Source organism: Halodurantibacterium daqingense, from assembly GCF_042666235.1.
Lineage (GTDB): Bacteria > Pseudomonadota > Alphaproteobacteria > Rhodobacterales > Rhodobacteraceae > Halodurantibacterium > Halodurantibacterium daqingensis.
This window is the reverse complement of sequence record NZ_JBHTFQ010000009.1, coordinates 25623-45230: the sequence shown is the minus strand read 5'-3', so window position 1 is coordinate 45230 and position 19608 is coordinate 25623. Positions and strand designations below refer to the sequence as shown.

At 65.1% G+C, this 19608-nt stretch carries 15 protein-coding genes; 7 read left to right on the top strand and 8 right to left on the bottom strand.

Annotated features, from left to right (window positions below):
- Positions 1 to 4: 4 nt before the first annotated feature.
- Complete coding sequence (coxB, locus tag ACFQXB_RS15830) at positions 5 to 874, bottom strand: cytochrome c oxidase subunit II (protein ID WP_377405798.1); 870 nt, start codon at positions 872 to 874, stop codon at positions 5 to 7.
- 188 nt (positions 875 to 1062) lie between these two features.
- Here coxB and tldD point away from each other — a divergent pair, with 188 nt between their 5' ends.
- The 7 genes from tldD (at position 1063) to pdeM (ending at position 11575) form a co-directional block, all read left to right on the top strand.
- Positions 1063 to 2484 (top strand): metalloprotease TldD, encoded by a 1422-nt coding sequence (tldD, locus tag ACFQXB_RS15825; protein ID WP_377405796.1) that lies wholly within the window; start codon positions 1063 to 1065, stop codon positions 2482 to 2484.
- A gap of 98 nt (positions 2485 to 2582) precedes the next feature.
- The gene (dprA, locus tag ACFQXB_RS15820) at positions 2583 to 3788 is read left to right on the top strand and encodes a DNA-processing protein DprA (RefSeq protein ID WP_377405794.1); all 1206 of its coding nucleotides are present in this window, start codon (positions 2583 to 2585) and stop codon (positions 3786 to 3788) included.
- A gap of 177 nt (positions 3789 to 3965) precedes the next feature.
- Entirely contained in the window at positions 3966 to 6704 is a 2739-nt protein-coding gene (topA, locus tag ACFQXB_RS15815; protein WP_377405792.1) for a type I DNA topoisomerase, read from the top strand.
- 321 nt (positions 6705 to 7025) lie between these two features.
- Positions 7026 to 7721 carry a CoA transferase subunit A gene (locus ACFQXB_RS15810; protein ID WP_377405790.1) on the top strand — a complete coding sequence of 232 codons (696 nt, stop codon included), beginning with the start codon at positions 7026 to 7028 and terminating at the stop codon, positions 7719 to 7721.
- 11 nt (positions 7722 to 7732) lie between these two features.
- Positions 7733 to 8362, top strand: a complete 630-nt coding sequence (locus ACFQXB_RS15805) for a 3-oxoacid CoA-transferase subunit B (RefSeq protein ID WP_377405788.1) — start codon at positions 7733 to 7735, stop codon at positions 8360 to 8362.
- 93 nt (positions 8363 to 8455) lie between these two features.
- A complete protein-coding gene (locus ACFQXB_RS15800; RefSeq protein WP_377405786.1) occupies positions 8456 to 10849 on the top strand; it encodes a ligase-associated DNA damage response DEXH box helicase in 2394 nt (797 codons plus the stop codon).
- Between the two features lie 48 nt (positions 10850 to 10897).
- Complete coding sequence (gene pdeM / locus ACFQXB_RS15795; protein WP_377405784.1) at positions 10898 to 11575, top strand: ligase-associated DNA damage response endonuclease PdeM; 678 nt, start codon at positions 10898 to 10900, stop codon at positions 11573 to 11575.
- Here pdeM and folD read toward each other — a convergent pair.
- The 7 genes from folD to pal form a co-directional block, all read right to left on the bottom strand.
- Positions 11565 to 12455, bottom strand: coding sequence for a bifunctional methylenetetrahydrofolate dehydrogenase/methenyltetrahydrofolate cyclohydrolase FolD (gene folD / locus ACFQXB_RS15790; protein ID WP_377405782.1), 891 nt, complete (start codon positions 12453 to 12455; stop codon positions 11565 to 11567). The genes pdeM and folD overlap by 11 nt on opposite strands.
- Before the next feature lie 57 nt (positions 12456 to 12512).
- Positions 12513 to 14189 carry a formate--tetrahydrofolate ligase gene (locus ACFQXB_RS15785; protein ID WP_377405780.1) on the bottom strand — a complete coding sequence of 559 codons (1677 nt, stop codon included), beginning with the start codon at positions 14187 to 14189 and terminating at the stop codon, positions 12513 to 12515.
- Between the two features lie 85 nt (positions 14190 to 14274).
- Positions 14275 to 14880, bottom strand: coding sequence for an MOSC domain-containing protein (locus ACFQXB_RS15780; RefSeq protein ID WP_377405778.1), 606 nt, complete (start codon positions 14878 to 14880; stop codon positions 14275 to 14277).
- A gap of 71 nt (positions 14881 to 14951) precedes the next feature.
- Positions 14952 to 16877 carry an ATP-dependent zinc metalloprotease FtsH gene (gene ftsH / locus ACFQXB_RS15775; RefSeq protein WP_377405777.1) on the bottom strand — a complete coding sequence of 642 codons (1926 nt, stop codon included), beginning with the start codon at positions 16875 to 16877 and terminating at the stop codon, positions 14952 to 14954.
- A gap of 71 nt (positions 16878 to 16948) precedes the next feature.
- The gene (gene tilS, locus ACFQXB_RS15770; protein WP_377405774.1) at positions 16949 to 18184 is read right to left on the bottom strand and encodes a tRNA lysidine(34) synthetase TilS; all 1236 of its coding nucleotides are present in this window, start codon (positions 18182 to 18184) and stop codon (positions 16949 to 16951) included.
- On the bottom strand, positions 18175 to 19008 hold the full coding sequence (ybgF, locus tag ACFQXB_RS15765) for a tol-pal system protein YbgF (protein WP_377405772.1): 834 nt from the start codon (positions 19006 to 19008) through the stop codon (positions 18175 to 18177). The genes tilS and ybgF overlap by 10 nt, the downstream gene beginning before the upstream one ends.
- Positions 19009 to 19022: 14 nt before the next feature.
- On the bottom strand, positions 19023 to 19568 hold the full coding sequence (gene pal / locus ACFQXB_RS15760) for a peptidoglycan-associated lipoprotein Pal (protein WP_377405770.1): 546 nt from the start codon (positions 19566 to 19568) through the stop codon (positions 19023 to 19025).
- Positions 19569 to 19608 lie beyond the last annotated feature (40 nt).

The window sequence follows — 19608 nt, the reverse complement described above, 5'->3', positions numbered from 1 at the left end:
GCCGTCAATCGTTGGAAGCCACCGTGATGCTGCGCGGGGTGCCCGCATAGAACTCGATCGCGCTGTCAAGCCATGCCCGGTAGGCCTCCGGGCTTACCACCTTGACGGTGATCGGCATGTAGGCGTGGTCCTTGCCGCAAAGCTCCGAGCACTGGCCGAAATAGATGCCCTCACGGTCGGCATTGAACCACAGCTCTGCCAGACGGCCCGGAACCGCATCCTGCTTCACGCCGAAGGCGGGAATCGTCCAGGAGTGGATCACGTCGGCCGCAGTCACCTGCATCACGACGGTCGCCCCCGTGGGCACCACGACGGCCGTGTCGGTTGCCAGCAGGAAGTCCGACTGATCGTAGCCGTAGTCCTCAAGCTCATCGCGGGCCAGCATGAAGCTCTCGAAGCTGAAGCCATGGTCGACATATTCATAGCCCCAGTACCACTGGAAGCCGGTGACCTTGATGGTGATGTCGGCTTCCGGGATTTCCTGCTGCTTGAACAGGACCGGCAGCGAGAAGGCGCCGATGAACACGAGGATCAGGATCGGAACGACCGTCCAGGTGATCTCGAGCGGCGAGTTGTGCGTGAAGCGGGCTGGCACCTTGTTGCGGCGGTGGTTGTAGCGGATCAGCACCCAGATCAGCAGCAGCGTCACGAAGATCGTGATGCCGGTGATGATGTACATCAGCATGCCGTCCAGCCACTGCGTGTCGCGGGCGATGTCCGTTGCCGCGGGCTGGAAGCCGGTGCCGCCGGGCCGCGGGGTTCCGACCACCTCGAGCCCTTCAACAACGGGAACCTGCTGCGCAACAGCAGCGCCCGCAAGAAGGCTCGACGCGAAAGCGGCACCAAGGCCCGAAAGTGAAGTTGCGAATCGCATGTTTCTGTTCCCGTTCTTGACGCGGCGCCCTGGTCCGCTCGTCCGGACCCCTCCCCGACATCGCCTGGGCGGAATCCCGTTGTCTCGGTTCCCGGTAAAACCATATTAGAGCATGTTCGACAAGCAATACTGTTGCGGCAATCAGCCGCCGCTTGATCCATATCAATGACAGCCGAGAGGTCCAGCCGATGTCCGACGATCCCTTCCGCCCCTTCGAGACATTGCTGGACGAGAGCCGCGCGCTGGCGGTTCTGCGTGACGCGGTTGCCGGCGCCGATGATGGCGAACTGTTCCTGGAGCGGCGGCGGTCCGAGGCGGTGGTTCTGGATGACGGACGGGTCAAGACGGCAAGCTATGATGCCTCGGAGGGGTTCGGCCTGCGGGCGGTGCGCGGCGAAGTGGCCGGTTATGCCCATTCGACGCATCTGACCGAGGCGGCGCTGCGGCGCGCGGCCGAAACCGCGCGCCTGGCGGTCGGTGATGGCGGCGGCCGGATCGCGGCACCGCCAGCCGGAACCAACCAGCGCCTTTATGCCCCTGCGGATCCGATGGGCGACGCGGCGTTTTCGGTGAAGATCGATACCCTGCGCGAAATCGATGCCTTCGTGCGCGCGCTTGATCCACGGGTGATCCAGGTTTCGGCGACGCTCGCGGCTTCGCTGCAGGAGGTAGAGATCCTGAGACCGGAAGGCCTCCGGATCCGGGATGTGCGGCCGATGACGCGGCTCAACATCTCGGTCATCGTCGAGCAGAACGGCCGGCGCGAATCGGGTGGCGCCGGAGGCGGCGGGCGCCATGGGCTCGCCGGCCTCATGACCCGCGATCACTGGGAAACTGTCGCGCGCGAAGCTCTGCGCATCGCGCTGGTGAACCTTGATGCAGTGCCTGCTCCGGCAGGGGTCATGGATGTTGTTCTGGGGCCGGGCTGGCCCGGGATCCTTCTGCACGAGGCGATCGGCCACGGGCTCGAGGCGGATTTCAACCGCAAGAAGACATCGGCCTTTGCCGGACTTCTGGGCCAGCAGATCGCCGCGCGCGGCGTCACCGTCCTGGATGACGGTACGTTGCCCGATCGCCGCGGATCAATCACCGTGGATGACGAAGGCACGCCCAGCGCCCGCAACGTCCTGATCGAGAACGGAGTCCTTGTCGGCTACATGCAGGACCGTCAGAACGCGCGGCTGATGGGCGTGGCGCCGACCGGAAACGGCCGGCGTGAATCCTATGCCCATGCGCCCATGCCGCGCATGACGAATACCTACATGCTGGGTGGAACAGCTGCGCCAACCGACATTCTGGCCGATCTTCGGGACGGGATCTATGCCGTGGGCTTTGGCGGGGGCCAGGTGGACATCACCAACGGCAAGTTCGTCTTTTCCTGCACCGAGGCGTACCGTGTACAGAACGGCCGGCTGGGGGCGCCGGTCAAGGGCGCGACGCTGATCGGCGACGGCGCAACCGCCTTGCGCCAGATCCGCGCGATCGGCAACGACATGGCACTTGATCCGGGGATCGGCAACTGCGGCAAGGCCGGCCAATGGGTTCCGGTGGGCGTGGGGCAGCCAACCCTGATGATCGGTGGGCTTACGATAGGCGGAAGCGCGGCCTGATGAGATTTTTCTGACTGTACCGCTGCCGGAAGGCCGAATCTTCACTACTTGTTAAGGATACCGCGCCATCTTCAGACTCGAATGAGGCGGAGCGACGGATGGCCGGAGACTTGAATTCTTCCCCCACACCCTTCACCCCCCCCACCACGGAGGAAGACGGTCTTGCCTGGCTTCGCCTCATTCGCTCGCGCCGCGTGGGCGTCGCGACCTTCTACAGGCTGATCGCGGAATACGGCTCGGCCGGGGCAGCGCTCGCCGCGCTTCCGGAAATCGCCCGCACCAGTGGCGTCCGCGATTACCAGCCCTGCCCCGAAGAGGTTGCGCGTGCCGAACTTCGGGCTGGACGCGCGGCCCGGGCGAGGCTCCTGTTCAACGGCGCGCCTGATTATCCGGCCGCGCTTGCGGCTTTGCCGGATGCGCCACCGCTTCTGTGGGTCATGGGCCAGCCCGAGGTGCTGGCACGTCCGATGGTCTCGCTGGTCGGTGCCCGCAACGCCTCGAGCCTCGGGCTGCGCATGACGCGGAAACTGGCAGGAGAACTGGCCGAGGCGGGAATAACGGTGGTCTCGGGGCTGGCACGCGGGATCGATGCCGCAGCCCATGCGGCTGCCCTTGCCGCCGGGCCGGACCGGGGCGGCACCGTGGGCGTTCATGCCGGCGGCGTGGACATCATCTATCCGGCCGAAAATACAGACTTGGCGCAGCGCATCGCCGAAGTTGGCTGCCGCATTTCGGAGCATCCCCCCGGACTTGAACCCCAGGCGCGGCATTTCCCGCAACGCAACCGGCTGGTCGCCGGCCTCGCGCATGCCGTCATCGTGGTCGAGGCGGCCGAGCGTTCCGGCAGCCTGATCACCGCCAGCTGCGCCGCTGATCAGGGGCGCGAGGTTCTCGCCGTGCCGGGGCACCCTTTCGACGCCCGCGCAGCCGGTTGCAACATGTTGATCCGCCAGGGGGCAACCCTGGTACGCAGCGTTTCCGACGTGATGGAGGCAATCGCACCGCTTCTCGCCCGCGCTGCCAAACGCGCTACCCCGCACGATGCGCCGCGCGGCCTTCCTCTGGGGCGCGCCCGCGCAGAGGCGCCACCTCCCGCGCGCCCCATGGCGCCTCTTGCGGAGCCGGCTGCACTGGACCAGATGATTCTCGACCGGCTTGGCCCCAGTCCACTTGCCGAGGATCAGTTGATCCGCGATCTGGGGCTGCCTGCCGGCCGCGTTGCCGCCGAGCTGGTAATGATGGAGCTTGACGGCCGTGTCCTGCGCCAGCCGGGCGGGCTTCTGGCACTGGGCCAGCCCGCCTGACCCGGCACAGGCCATGCCCATCTCGGCAGCGTGCAGCTCTGCCGCAACCATGACCTCGGGTCCTGAATGCCGCGCGTCCGCGCCTCTGCTTCGCAGCTTCGCTTTGCATTGACATTGCCGGCCACGAGCCCACATCTTGCGCGCCCTAAGAGCAAACGCCGTTTCAAGAGGTTTTTCATGGCCGTCGTCGTCGTCGAGTCGCCCGCCAAGGCCAAGACAATCAACAAGTATCTGGGCTCCGACTACACGGTTCTCGCCTCCTACGGCCATGTGCGAGATCTGCCGCCGAAGGATGGCTCGGTCGATCCCGAACATGATTTCGACATGACATGGGAAGTCGCGGCAGACAGCCGCAAGCACATTCGCGCGATTGCCGAGGCGCTGAAGAACGATGACGAACTGATCCTCGCCACCGACCCCGACCGCGAAGGCGAGGCAATTTCTTGGCACCTGCAAGAGGCACTCGCCAAGGCCCGGGCGATCCGGAAGGACACCAAGGTAAGCCGCGTGGTGTTCAATGCGATCACCAAGACCGCGGTGACCGAGGCGATGAAGAACCCCCGCCAGGTGGATATGGAACTGGTCGAAGCCTATCTCGCCCGTCGGGCGCTTGACTATCTTGTAGGCTTCAACCTGTCGCCGGTGCTCTGGCGCAAGCTGCCGGGCGCGAAATCGGCAGGACGGGTACAATCGGTCTGCCTGCGCCTGATCGTCGAACGCGAAATGGAGATCGAGGCCTTCCGGGCCCGCGAATACTGGTCGGTGCGCGCCGCCCTGCGCACCCCGCGGGGCCAGGAGTTCGAGGCCCGTCTGACCCTTCTTGGCGGCAAGAAGCTTGACCGTTTCGATATTGCCACCTCGGAAGCGGCAGAACTGGCAGTTCATGCCGTCAGCAGCCGCGATCTTGTCGCGCATTCGGTCGAATCAAAGCCCGCCAGCCGCAATCCTTCGGCCCCGTTCATGACCTCGACGCTGCAGCAGGAGGCCAGCCGCAAGTTCGGCATGGGCGCCAAGCAGACGATGAGCACGGCACAGCGGCTCTATGAGGCCGGCTATATCACCTATATGCGGACCGACGGGATCGACATGGCGCCCGAAGCGGTGATGGCCGCGCGGGACGAGATCAGGTCCCGCTTTGGTGCACAGTATGTGCCGGACAGCCCCCGCATGTACAAGAACAAGGCCAAGAACGCGCAGGAAGCGCACGAATGTATCCGCCCGACCGACATGTCGCTTGATCCGGGCAGCCTTCGGGTGGCGGATGGTGACCAGCGCAAGCTGTATGACCTGATCTGGAAACGGACGATCGCAAGCCAGATGGCCGCCGCCCGCCTCGAACGCACAACGGTCGAGATCACCAGCGCCGATGGCCAGGTCGGACTGCGTGCAACCGGGCAGGTGGTGATGTTCGACGGCTTCCTCAAGATCTATGAGGAAGGCCGCGATGATGACGGCGACGAAGACGCGGCACGCCTGCCCCAGATCATGGAGGGCGAACCGCTGGAGAAGGCCCCCGGCGCCCTTGTCACAGCCTATCAGAAGCTCGCCGAAACCTCCCAGACGGTGACGGGGGATGCGCAGATGCGCCGCGCAGATGCCGGGGTTCTGGACGAGAGCGGAGCCGTGCTTGCCGCGCAGCACTTCACCCAGCCGCCGCCGCGCTATACCGAGGCGACACTGGTCAAGCGGATGGAGGAACTGGGCATCGGCCGGCCCTCGACCTACGCCAGCATCGTCACCACGATCCAGGATCGCGAATATGTTCGAAAGGACAAGAACCGCCTCATCCCCGAAGACAAGGGCCGGCTGGTGACGATCTTCCTGTCGAACTATTTCCGCCGCTATGTGGAATATGACTTCACCGCCGATCTGGAGGGGCAGCTCGACGACATTTCCGCCGGAGAACGCGACTACAAGGACGTTCTGAGCCGCTTCTGGCGCGACTTTTCGGCGGCAATCGCCGAGACCACGGAACTGCGCATCACCGAGGTTCTGGAAAAGATCGACGAGGTGCTGGCGCCGCATCTTTACCCGCCGCGCGCCGACGGCGGCGATCCACGGGCCTGCCCGGTCTGTGGCTCGGGGCGGCTCAACCTCAAGACCGCGCGATCGGGTGGGGCGTTCATCGGCTGCAACAACTATCCGGAATGCCGCTATACCCGTCCGATCACCGCCCCGGGCGAGGGCGATGCAAGCGCGCTTGATGGCAAGATCCTGGGCGAGGATCAGGGCGAACAGATCTCCCTGCGCGTTGGCCGCTTTGGCCCCTATGTGCAGCGCGGCGAGGCCACTGCCGAAGTGCCTAAACCGCCGCGGGCCTCCTTGCCGAAAACCTGGTCGCCCGAGAGCATCGACCTCGAGAAGGCGCTGATGCTTCTCAATCTGCCGCGTCTTATCGGCGCCCATCCCGAGGATGGTGAACCGATCGAGGCTGGCCTTGGCCGCTATGGCCCCTTCGTCAAGCACGGCAAGACCTATGCGAACCTTGCCGATATCGACGAGGTGTTCCTGATCGGGATGAACCGCGCGGTCGAGGTGCTGGCGCAGAAGGCGAGCCGCGGGCGCGGTGCCACCGCCGCCGCCCCGTTGCGCGAGCTGGGCGAGCATCCCGACGGCGGGCCGATGCAGGTGATGGCGGGACGCTATGGCCCCTATGTCAAATGGGGCAAGATCAACGCCACCCTTCCCAAGGATATCGCCCCCGAAGACATCACCTTCGATCAGGCGCTGGCCGTGGTTACCGAAAAGGCCGCAAAATCCGGCAAGAAGCCGGCAAAGGCCAAGAGTGCCACCAAGAAGCCCGCCAAGCCGAAGGCCGCCGCCAAGACGACCAAGTCTGAAAAGGCACGCCCCGGAACGACCACGAAAACCACGAAGGCCAAGACCGCAAAGCCGAAGAAAACCGACGAGACATAGCCGATCTCGCCTGAGAATGCGCTGACAAGGGAACTCTTGCCGCGCTGATCTGTTCGTTGAGCAGACAGATGTAAGGAGAAACCCGATGCCTATCATTCTATGGCTGCTTGGCGTTCCTGCCGGCCTCATCATCCTGCTGCTTTTGTTCGGCGTGCTCTGAGCGACGGACAAGTGGCAAAGGCCCGAAGCCCCCGCTTCGGGCCTTTTGCATTCACTCGTCCGGGCGCCCTTCGGTTTCGGGTGCGGCTCCATCCCCCATGATTGACTTCGCTGCAGTGCCGCGTCACAAATCGGGAGAGACATGGCAGTGGGGGAGTTGCGATGCAGAAAGTCTATGGTTCTGCGGCCGAGGCACTGGACGGCATCCTGTCCGACGGAATGATGATCGCCGCCGGCGGCTTCGGGCTCTGCGGCATACCCGAATTGCTGATCGCCGCGATCCGCGACGCGGGCGTCAAGGATCTGACGATCGCCTCGAACAATGCCGGCGTGGACGATTTCGGCCTTGGCCTGCTGCTTCAGACACGGCAGGTAAAGAAGATGATCTCGTCCTATGTCGGCGAGAACGCGGAATTCATGCGCCAGTATCTGTCGGGCGAACTGGAGCTTGAGTTCAACCCCCAGGGCACGCTGGCCGAACGGATGCGCGCCGGCGGGGCGGGCATCCCCGGCTTCTATACCCGCACCGGCGTCGGAACCGTGATCGCCGAGGGCAAGGAGCACAAGGAGTTCGACGGCGAAACCTACATCCTCGAACGCGGAATTGTGGCCGATCTGTCGATCGTCAAGGCCTGGCGGGGCGATGCCCAAGGCAACCTCGTCTATCGCAAGACGGCCCGAAACTTCAATCCGCCTGCCGCCACCTGTGGCCGCATCTGCGTGGCCGAGGTCGAGGAAATCGTCCCCGTGGGCAGCCTGGACCCGGACATGATCCACACGCCCGGGATCTATGTGCATCGCATCATCCAGGGGCAGCACGAAAAACGTGTCGAACAGCGCACCGTGCGCACGGCATAAGGGGGGAACCGATGGCTTGGGACCGCAACCAGATGGCCGCCCGCGCGGCCCGCGAACTTGAAGACGGGATGTATGTGAACCTGGGGATCGGGATCCCCACGCTCGTGTCGAACTACATTCCCGATGGTGTCGATGTGACGCTGCAATCGGAAAACGGCATGCTGGGCATGGGCCCGTTCCCGACCGAGGATGCAATCGACCCTGATCTCATCAATGCCGGCAAGCAGACCATCACCGAGCTTGACCGCACCAGCTATTTCGACAGCGCGACCAGCTTCGCGATGATCCGCGGCGGCAAGATCGCCATGGCAATCCTTGGCGCGATGGAAGTGGCCGAAAACGGCGATCTGGCGAACTGGATGATTCCGGGCAAGCTGATCAAGGGTATGGGCGGCGCAATGGATCTGGTGGCCGGCGTGCGCCGCGTTGTCGTTGTGATGGACCACACCAACAAGGCCGGTGAATCGAAGGTGCTGAAGGAATGCACCCTGCCGCTGACCGGCAAGGGCGTGGTCGACCGCATCATCACGAATTTCGGCGTTCTCGACGTGGTCGAGGGCGGCCTGAAGATCGTGGAACTGGCCGACGGCGTAACCGAAGACCAATTGCGTGCTGCGACCGAAGCCACCATCGTGAACTAGGATACCAGTCCGCGCGGGCGCCCTTGCCCGCGCGACCCCATTGTCCGGCCGCACCCCTGTTCAAGTTGCCTGGGCAACCCTATCTGATGCGCCATGCGCGGCCTCTCTCCTCTTTTTCAAGACTGGTTTTCCGCCCGAGGCTGGCAGATCCATCCGCATCAGCAGGCGATGCTTGACCAGTCAGGTGCCCCGGCGCTGCTGCTGATCGCGCCGACCGGGGGCGGCAAGACGCTTGCGGGGTTTCTTCCAACGCTTCTGGACCTTGAGGAACCGCGCCCCGGTCTGCACACGCTCTATATTTCTCCGCTCAAGGCGCTGGCTGCGGATATTCGCCGCAACCTGCTGCGCCCGGTGTCCGAGATGGGCCTGCCGGTCCGGATCGAGGACCGCACCGGCGACACAAGCTACAGCCAGCGCCGGCGGCAACGGGCGGATCCGCCGCATATCCTTCTGACCACGCCGGAAAGCCTTGCGCTTCTGCTGTCCTATGAAGATGCGCCGCGGATCTTTGCCGGGCTCAGCCGCGTGATCGTGGACGAGGTTCATGCGCTGGCCGAAAGCAAGCGCGGCGATCAACTGGCGCTGTGCCTGTCGCGGCTGCAGAACCTCGCCCCGAACATGCGCCGCGTGGGCCTCTCGGCCACCGTCGAGGATCCGCAGGCAATCGCCCGGTTTCTCGCCCGGCATCCAGATCCCTGCACACTGATCGAGGCCGATCCCGGCCCCGAGCCGGATATCGCCATGCTGGAAACCGCCCCACCACCCTGGGCAGGCGGCGGCGGGCGGTTCGCCATTCCCGCAATCCTTGAACAGGTCAAGGCGCATCGGACCACGCTGATCTTCCACAACACCCGCGCGCAGGCGGAACTGTTCTTCCACGATCTCTGGCTTCAGAACAGCGACGGCCTTCCGATCGCCATCCACCATGGCAGTCTTGCCCGCGAACAGCGGGAACGGGTCGAAGCCGCGATGGCGGCGGGCGCCTTGCGCGCCATCGTCTGCACCGGCAGCCTTGATCTGGGTATCGACTGGGGCGACGTGGATCTGGTGGTGCAAGTGGGAGCGCCAAAGAACGTCAAGCGCCTGGTGCAGCGGATCGGGCGCGCCAACCACCGCTACAACGCCCCGTCAAAGGCGCTTCTGGTGCCCGCAAACCGGTTTGAGGTGGTTGAATGCCTTGCGGCGCTGCAGGCCGTGCGGGCCCGCGACCTGGACGGCGAGCCCCGCGGCCCCGGTCCCCGCGATGTGCTGTGCCAGCACATGCTGATCCTGGCCTGCGCCGGCCCCCTTGATGCGGATGCGCTTTTCGCCGAGGTGACGACAGCCGGGCCCTATGCCGGGCTGAGCCGGCCCGAGTTCGATGATTGCCTGACCTTTGTCGCGACCGGCGGCTATGCGCTGCGCGCCTATGACCGCTGGCAACGCCTGATGCAGCGCGACGGGCTTTGGCAACTGCGCGATCCGCGCACTGCTCAGGTCATCCGCATGAACATCGGCACGATCCTTGACCCTGAAACGGTGAAGGTGCGCCTGCGTGGGCGCGGGGGCGCCCCCCTGGGCGAGGTCGAGGAGAGTTTTGCCGCCAGCCTCACTCAAGGCGATACCTTCCTTATCGCGGGACAGGTGGTGCGCTATGAGGGCCTGCGCGAGATGACGGTCGAGGTCACGCCCCGCCCCGGGCGCGATCCACGTGTGGCGGTGTTCAACGGCACCAAGTTCGCAACCTCCACCCTGCTCACGCAACGCATCCTGCAACTCTTCCAACAGGAAGACTGGCCCGAGCTTCCCTCCCACACCGCCGACTGGCTTGCGCTGCAACGGCGCGTGTCCCGGCTGCCCGAACCCGAACGGCTTCTGGTTGAAACCTTTCCACATGAGGGGCGCGAGCATCTGTGTCTCTATGGCTTTGCCGGCCGGAACGCGCAGCAGACGCTGGGCCTCTTGCTGACCAAGCGCATGGAAGCGGCGGGGCTTGCGCCGCTGGGCTTTGTCGCCACCGATTATGCGACGCTGATCTGGGGGCTTGAACCGGTCACCGACCCCGCCCCCCTGTTTGATCGCGATCAGCTGCGCGAGGGCCTTGAGGGCTGGCTTGCCGAAAACGCGGTGATGAAGCGCACCTTTCGTGCCAGCGCGATCATCTCGGGCCTGATCGAGCGCAACATCGCGGGCCGTCGCAAATCAGGGCGGCAGGCGACATTCTCCTCCGATATCCTTTATGACACATTGCGCCGCTATGACCCCGACCACCTTCTTCTGCAGATCACCCGGGAAGAGGCGCTGCGCGGTCTCGTCGACTTCGGGCGGATCGAGGACATGCTCGACCGGATTGGAAGCCGGATCGATCATGTGGCGCTGGACCGGGTGAGCCCGCTGGCGCTGCCCCTGTTTCTTGAACCGGGACGCGTGCCGGTCGATGGCGCGGGACGCGAGCGTCTGGTCGAGGATGCGGCGCGGCGCCTTCTTGCCGCGGTCGGGTTGGAGTGACGGCGGCTTGCTCTTGCAGCGCCCGACCGCCTGCGGCAGACGAAGGTCATGGAACGACTTGATCTTGTCCTCGCCGGGGCGCGCCTGACCGCGTTGCAATCGGGCGCGCTCTGGTGGGAAGAGGCGCGGCTGTTATGCGTTTCTGATCTGCATCTGGGCAAGTCCGAACGGCTTGCCCGGCGTGGCGGCAGCCTTCTGCCCCCCTATGAGGTTCAGGAGACGCTGTCGCGGCTCGAAGCGGATATCGCAGCCACCGATGCGCGGAGCCTGGTCTGCCTTGGTGACAGTTTTGATGACACGGCCGCCGCCGAGGCCTTGCCTGAAACCGCGCTTGCCTGGCTGACCCGGCTGCAGGCGGGGCGTGAATGGTTCTGGATTGCCGGCAATCACGACCCCGCGCCGCTGACGCTGAGTGGCACGCATCTGGCAGAGCTGCGGATCGGACATATCGTGTTCCGCCACATCGCCGTTCCGGGTGCCGAGGGCGAGATTTCCGGCCACTACCACCCCAAGGCGCGGCTGAATCTGGGCGGGCAGCGCATTGCCCGGCCGTGCTTCCTGATGGATCGCCACCGGCTGATCCTGCCGGCCTATGGCACCTATACAGGCGGGCTCTGGTGTGACAGCGCGCCGCTTTCGGAACTGTTCGATGCCGATGCGCGGGCGATCCTTCTGGGACGGCGGCTGCACATGGTGCCCATGCCGGGCCAGAGGCTCAGACGGTAAGGCCTTCCGGTTCCGGCAGGTCATGCGCGCGGCAGCACGCGGTCAGGGTGTTCGCCAGCAGGCAGGCGATGGTCATCGGCCCCACGCCTCCGGGAACCGGCGTAATCGCCCCCGCCACCTTGACGGCGGTTTCGAACTGCACGTCCCCCACCAGCCGGGTCTTGCCTGCACCAGCGTCAACGCGGTTGATGCCGACGTCGATCACGGTTGCCCCCGGCTTGATCCAGTCGCCAGGGATCATCTCGGGGCGTCCGACGGCTGCCACCAGGATATCCGCCCCCCGGCACACGTCCGCAAGATTGCGGGTGCGGCTGTGTGCAATGGTCACCGTGCAGCTTTCGCCCAGCAGCAGCTGCGCCATCGGCTTGCCCACGATGTTTGAACGCCCTACGACAACCGCGTTCAGCCCTTCGAGCCGCCCAAGCTGATCGCGCAGCATCATCAGGCAGCCCAGCGGCGTGCAGGGCACCATCGCCTTCTGTCCTGTCCCCAACAAGCCCACGTTCAGGATGTGAAAGCCGTCGACATCCTTGGCCGGGTCGATCGCGTTGATCACCAGATCGGCGTTCAGATGCTTCGGCAGCGGCAGTTGCACAAGGATGCCATGCACCGCCGGATCGGCATTCAGCCGTTTGACAAGCGCAAGAAGATCCGCTTCGGAGGTGTCGGCGGACAAACGGTGTTCGAAGCTCGCCATGCCGACCTCGATAGTCTGCCGGCCCTTGTTGCGCACATAGACCTCGCTTGCCGGGTCATCGCCCACCAGCACCACCGCAAGGCCAGGCGTGATCCCCCGCGCCTTCAGCTTTGTGACGCCCTGCGCCACCTGTCCCCGCACCCGCGCTGCAAAGACCTTTCCGTCGATTATCTGCGCTGTCATCTCGCTCTCCTCCGGACGATGGGCTGGTTCTGCACCGGACCCCGCCCGGGTTCAACCTCAGAATAGCCCCTCGATCTGGCCGAGATCGTTCAACATGATTGCTTCGGCAGCCGGCTGGCGGGGCAGCCCCGGCATGCTCATGATCTCGCCACAGATGGCGACGACAAAGCCTGCGCCGGCGGAAAGGCGCAGTTCCCGCAGCGGAATGCTGTGCCCCTCGGGTGCGCCGCGCAGGTTCGGATCGGCGCTGAAACTGTATTGCGTCTTGGCCATGCAGACCGGCAGATGGCCGTGGCCGGCTGCCTCCCAGGCCCGCAACTGATCGCGCAGCGCTGCATCGGCAATGACCCCGTCGGCGTGATAGATCTTGCGGGCGATGGTCTCGATCTTGTCGAACAGCGGCATGTCGTCGGGATAAAGCGGGGCGAACGCCGCGGTGCCTGCCTCTGCCAGCGCCGCAACACGTTCGGCCAGCTCCACGATCCCGGCCGAGCCTTCGGCCCAGTGTCGACACAGGATGGCTTCGGCGCCGACCTGCGCGACATAGTCCTTAACCGCGGCGATTTCCGCGGCCGTGTCAGAGGCGAAATGGTTGATCGCCACCACAACCGGCACGCCGAAGGCCCGCACATTGGTTATGTGCCGCCCGAGGTTCACGCAGCCCTCGGCCACCGCCGAAACGTTTTCCCGGCCGAGATCGGCCCGCGCCACGCCGCCGTTCATCTTGAGCGCCCGGACCGTCGCCACGACCACTGCCGCTGCAGGCGCCAGCCCCGCCTTCCGGCACTTGATGTCAAAGAACTTCTCGGCACCAAGATCGGCACCGAATCCCGCCTCGGTCACAACGAAATCGGCAAGCGCCAGCGCGGTTCGGGTGGCAATCACCGAATTGCAGCCATGGGCAATGTTCGCGAAGGGTCCGCCATGAACGAAGGCGGGCGTATGTTCCAGCGTCTGCACCAGGTTGGGTTGCATCGCATCCTTCAGAAGCACGGTCATCGCACCGTCTGCCCCGATGTCGCGGCAGGTGACAGGACCGCGGTCGCGGCGATAGCCGATCACGATATTGCCAAGCCGGTGACGCAGATCGTCGAGATCGGCCGCCAGACACAGAACCGCCATGACTTCGGAGGCAACAGTGATGTCAAAGCCGGTCTGACGGGTAAATCCATTGGGCACGCCACCCAGCCCCACGACGACATCACGCAACGCCCGGTCATTCATGTCCATGACCCGGCGCCAGGTGATGCGCCGCGTGTCGATCTCCAGCGCGTTGCCCCAGTAGATGTGGTTGTCGATCATCGCGGCCAACAGGTTATGCGCGCTGGTGATCGCGTGGAAATCGCCGGTGAAGTGAAGGTTCATGTCCTCCATAGGCACCACCTGGGCATAGCCACCGCCCGCCGCACCGCCCTTCATTCCGAAGCAGGGCCCCAGGCTTGCCTCGCGGATGCAGATGGCCGTCTTGCGCCCGATCCTGTTCAGACCATCACCCAGGCCAACCGTGGTGGTGGTCTTGCCTTCGCCGGCAGGCGTCGGGTTGATCGCCGTCACCAGGATCAGCTTGCCCTGCGGCCGGCCGGCAAGGGAACGGATGAAGTCCTGCCCGACCTTGGCCTTGTCATGGCCATAGGGCAGCAGATCCTGCGCCGGGATCCCCAGTCTGCCACCGATCTCCTGAATCGGCAGCTTGCGGGCTTCGCGGGCAATTTCGATATCGGTCTTGAAGGTCACGGCAACAGTCCCCCGGGTTGTTCCGCCGGTTATACCGTTCCGCCGTTGAAAGGGCAGCGGCTTTCACGCGGAAGGCGTGGCCGTTTCAGCCGCCCGCCGCCCTTGCCTCGTCGAGACATGCCCAGACGGGCTGGTCGGGGACATGCAGGCGCAACGTGTCCCCCAGATTCAACAGACCTTCCGCCTCGACCCAGGCAGTGACCCCGCGCCGCCCCCGGGCTGCGGCAGGAAAGCGGCGCCCGGCCCCTGGCACTTCGGCATCGATTTCAGGGACAGGCAGCGTGCAGGGGCGGTTCTCAAGATCGATGGTCAGGGTGGCGCCGCTTGCGGCCTGAAGGCGCGAGGCTGGTGGCAGATGCGAAAAATCCGGGATACCCGAAACGACCATGTTCGCCCCCAGAAGCGCCGGATCAAGCGAAGCAAGGCCCATCGCCGCCGCAATCACGGTGAGATCCTCATGCGCGAGGATGCTGAACTGCCGCGTGTTGCGGATCGGGGTGCCCCGTCGATACTGCGCGCTGACGCGGCTGCACGAGGGGCGGGTCAGCCCGCCATGGGCCTCGCCCTCGGGACCGGAGAAAAGCGCGGCCACCTGGTCAACGGCGCGGGCGCGAAGGCTCGCGCCGCGGTCAGGGACGATGCCCAACCATTCAATGCGGCCATGGAAGCGGGTGGGGCGCAAGACGGGCAAATGACTCTCCGGTAAGGCTGACGCGGGATTACCCGCAAGCAGAACAAGCCCCGGCGAACCGGGGCCTGACGCTATGCCGAGGGTTCGGGCTCCATGCCGCCGCCAGAGCTTGGCGGCCGAGGTTTTGACGTCTTGGGAATCGCCGTGACGCTGGGCTTGTTCCCGCCCGAGGGCGGCGCATCATCAAGATCGTCCCCTCGTTTCAACGGCTCGCCGTTGATGACCCGCTGAATCTCGGGCCCGGTCAGGGTCTCGTATTCCAGCAACCCGTTTGCAAGCCGGTGCAGATCGTCCATCTTTTCGGTCAGGATGCGCCGAGCGGTGTCATAGCCCTCGTCGACGATGGCCTTGACCTCGTCATCGATCATCTTCTGCGTGGTGCCGGAATGGTTGGTCCCGCCGCCATAGCTGCCAAGATAGCTCTCGCGTTCATTGGCATAGTCGATATTGCCGAGCTTTTCCGAAAACCCGAACTGCGTCACCATCGCCCGGGCGATCCGCGTCACCTGCTGGATGTCCGAGGTCGCGCCCGAGGTCACGTTCTCCTTGCCGAAGATCAGCTCTTCCGCAACCTTGCCGCCCATCGCCATCGCAATCTTGGACTTGTATTTGGTGTAGGTGACGCTCAGCTGATCGCGCTCGGGCAGCGACAGGACCAGACCAAGGGCGCGCCCGCGCGGGATGATGGTCGCCTTGTGGATCGGATCATGCTGCGGGACGTTCAGTCCGACGATCGCGTGGCCAGCCTCGTGATAGGCGGTAAGCTTCTTCTCTTCTTCGGTCATGACCATCGAGCGGCGCTCCGCCCCCATCATCACCTTGTCCTTGGCGTTTTCGAAATCATCCATCGTCACGAAGCGCCGGCCCACGCGCGCGGCCATCAGCGCCGCCTCGTTCACGAGGTTTGCAAGATCGGCGCCAGAAAATCCCGGCGTCCCGCGCGCGATGATGCGCAGGTCAACGTCCGGACCCAAAGGTGTCTTGCGGGCGTGGACCGACAGGATCTTTTCGCGGCCCTTGATGTCCGGGTTCGGCACCTGCACCTGCCGGTCAAAACGGCCCGGGCGAAGCAGCGCCGGGTCCAGAACGTCCGGGCGGTTGGTCGCGGCAACGATGATGATGCCTTCATTCGCCTCGAAACCGTCCATTTCCACCAGAAGCTGGTTCAGCGTCTGTTCGCGTTCGTCATTGCCGCCACCATAGCCCACGCCCCGCGACCGGCCCACCGCGTCGATCTCATCGATGAAGACGATACAGGGGGCGTTCTTCTTGGCCTGTTCGAACATGTCGCGCACGCGGCTTGCGCCAACGCCAACGAACATTTCCACGAAATCCGAGCCCGATATGGTGAAGAACGGAACGCCCGCCTCACCGGCGACGGCCCGGGCCAGAAGCGTCTTGCCGGTTCCCGGGGGGCCAACCAGGAGCGCCCCCTTGGGAATCTTGCCGCCGAGCCGGCTGAACTTCTGCGGGTTGCGCAGGAACTCGACGATTTCCTCGAGGTCGTCCTTGGCCTCGTCGATCCCGGCAACGTCGTCGAAGGTGACGCGCCCGTGCTTTTCCGTCAGAAGCTTTGCCTTGGATTTGCCAAAGCCCATTGCGCCGCCACGCCCGCCACCCTGCATCCGGTTCATGAAGAAGATCCAGATGCCGATCAGCACAAGGAACGGCAGCCACAGCGAAATCATCGACAGGAAGCCCGACTGCTGTTGCGGCCGGGCATCGACCGTCACGTCCTGCGCCAGAAGCCGGGGCACGATGTCATCCCCTTCGGGGCGGATGGTGGAAAACTGCTGGCCGTCGCGCGTCCGGGCATTGACACGCTCGCCATTCAATTCGACGCGGGCAACCTCGCCAGCGTCGACCCGCTGGACGAATTCGGAATAAGGCACCTGCTGGCCGGTCATCGAGGACTGCCCGCCGCTGAACAGATTGAACAGTGCCAGAATCAGCAGGAACAGGACGACCCAGAATGCGATGTTTCGCGCGTTGCCCACAGGGGATACTCCTCACTTCTTCAGCCAGAGCCTGCTGACCTGCCGCTAAGATAGAGATTAGTGCGTGGGGTTCAATGCGATAAACACCCAAAGCCGAAGCTGTCGCAGGGCGGAACCAGCCTTGCCTGCCAGCCCGAGCCGTCATTGGCCAGCGGCGCCGCGATCAGGCGATCGCCTTCCCAGACCGCCGGAGAGGCGAGAAGACTTGCCCGCGGAACAAGGGGCCGGATCCCGGAATCAAGCTGCGCAAGACCTGCCTCGCCCAGCGCCCGCAGCATCACCCCCGGGCGGACCGGACCCTCAAGCCGCCAGCGCCCGTCCCACAAGCTGTTGGGTGTGCAGCACAAACCAGCCACCGCCGCCGGCTCGCGGCAGATACGAAGCCGCTGCCCTGCGCCCAGAAGGCAGCCATGAACCGTGTGGCGCTTGCGCGCCTCGACTGCCCGCAAAGCGGCCTGAACGGCGCTGGCGCGCGGCGGATAGGCGGCCGGTGCCACCCATTGCAGCGCCCGGACCAGCAGGCGCCGACGCAGTTCGACAGGCAGGCGCAACAGCGCCGCCCTGTCGATCACAAGATCGCCATGATCCACGGTCACGATCTGCCGCGCCAGTTCGTCGGCCTGTGCATCAAGCGCCGTACGTGCCTCGGCCAGGCGTTCGGCGCTGGCGGCAAGGCCCCGGGGCGTGATTCCCAAAGGCTCCAGCGCGTTCAGCGCCGCGCGGATCCGCACACGCTCGAATCGGGTATCGGTGTTCGACGGATCCTCGGCCCAGACAATGCCGCGCAGCCGCAAATAGTTGCGCAGGTCCTCCCGGCGAACCCCCAGCAGCGGCCGCAACCACCATATACCGTTCGCCCTGCTGCTGATTGCCATGCCCGACAGCCCGTCGACGCCCGCCCCGCGCGCAAGCCGCAGAAGCACCGTTTCCGCCTGATCGTCAAGGGTATGGCCAAGGGCAATATGGGCGACCCCAGCAGCCTTTGCCCAATCGGCCAGCAACTGCCGGCGGGCGTCACGGGCATGAGCCTGAAGGTTGCCGTGACCGGTCCAGCCGTGCCAGCGCAAGGTCGTGTGGCTCAGGCCCAGACTTCTGCATTGGACAGCCGCCAGCTGCGCCTCCGCGGCCGATTCAGGCCGCAGCCCGTGATCCACGGTGGCTACTGCGGGACGATAGCCACAGGCGTGCAGCAAATGCAGAAGGGCGAGGGAATCCCCCCCGCCCGAAACTGCGACACCCAGCGGCTGGTCCGGCGGTACAAGCGCGCCGATCGCCTCAGCAAAGGCCGCGACAAGCGTCAATTGCACCGCAACGCGTTCATCGCCGAAACCGCCTGATCGCGCGCCGGATGGCCGGGATAGCGCGCGCCCACCTCGGCCAGCGTCACGCAGGCTTCGTTCTGCTGTCCCAATGCGCCCAGCGTTTCGCCCAGCTTGAACAAGGCGTCCGGCGCCCGCTGCCCCTCGGGCGAGCCCGAGAAGCTTTCCAGATAGGCCCGCGCGGCACCCGATGTCTCGCCAAGGGCAAGCAGCGCCTCGCCGCGCAGGTAATGCGCCTCACCGGTCAGGGGGCCGCCCGTGTAGGTCTCGGTGAAGGTCTCAAAGAGGTTCGCGGCGCTGCGAAAGTCACCTTGATCGAGCACCTCCCGGGCCCGATCGAAGTCTGCCTGCTCTCCTACCGCAAGCTGTGCGCCCTGATCTGCCGGCGGCGCTGCCGGGGCCGGCGCAGGTGCCGCACCGCCTGTGGTTTCTCCGCCGAGGGGACGTGTTTCGCCAATCGCGCCGAGGTCGCCGCCCTCAAGCTCGACAAGACGGAACTCGAGGTCGCCGATGCGGTTGGTGCCGTCCTGAACGATGCGGTTGATCCGCAGTTCCAGTTCCTCGGTGCGCGAGGTCAGGCGCGCCAACTCGGCCTCGATCACATCGACCCGCTCCAGAAGCGAGCCCGAGACAAAGCCACCCGGTGCCGCGCCCGTCGTCGACAATTCGGACCTCAATCCGGTGATCTGCGACGACAGCTCCCGCAACTCGCGCCGGATATCGGCCAGCGTTTCAGCGTCCTGTGCCGCCGCAATCCCGGGCGTCAGAACGCCAAGGATCACAGCAGCCGCAATTGCCCGGAACCGGGTCATGGCCTGCCTCATGCTCAGCTGCCAATGCCGGACGAAATGACCGTCACGGCGCGGCGGTTGCGGGAATAGCAGGCCTCATTCGAACAGACCTCGACCGGGCGCTCCTTGCCATAGCTGACCGTGCGCATCCGGTTGGGGCTGATGCCCTGGCTGATCAGGAATTCCTGCACCGAGCTTGCACGGCGCGCACCAAGCGCAAGGTTGTATTCGCGCGTCCCCTGTTCGTCGGCATGGCCTTCGATGATGATCTGGTAGTCGCGGTTGGTGGTCAGCCAGCGCGCCTGCTGACCAAGCGTATCACGCGCCTCGGGCGAGAGCGTGCTTTGATCCACGGCAAAGAACACCCGGTCCCCGACCGTCTGCTGGAAATAGGCCGCCGAGGTCGGATCGCTGGCGCTGCCCAGCCCCGCAGTATCGACACTGCCAAAGCCGCCCGCGCCATAGCCACCGTCGCCAAACCCCGCACCCGTGCCGGAGCCAGAGCCGAAGCGATTTGCGTTGCTGCAGGCTGCCAGGCCCAGAACGGCGACCAGCAGAAGTGATTTTGTTACATAGTGCATCGTCTTATCCTGTGTTGAAGGCAGCCGCCCGCCGCCTGCA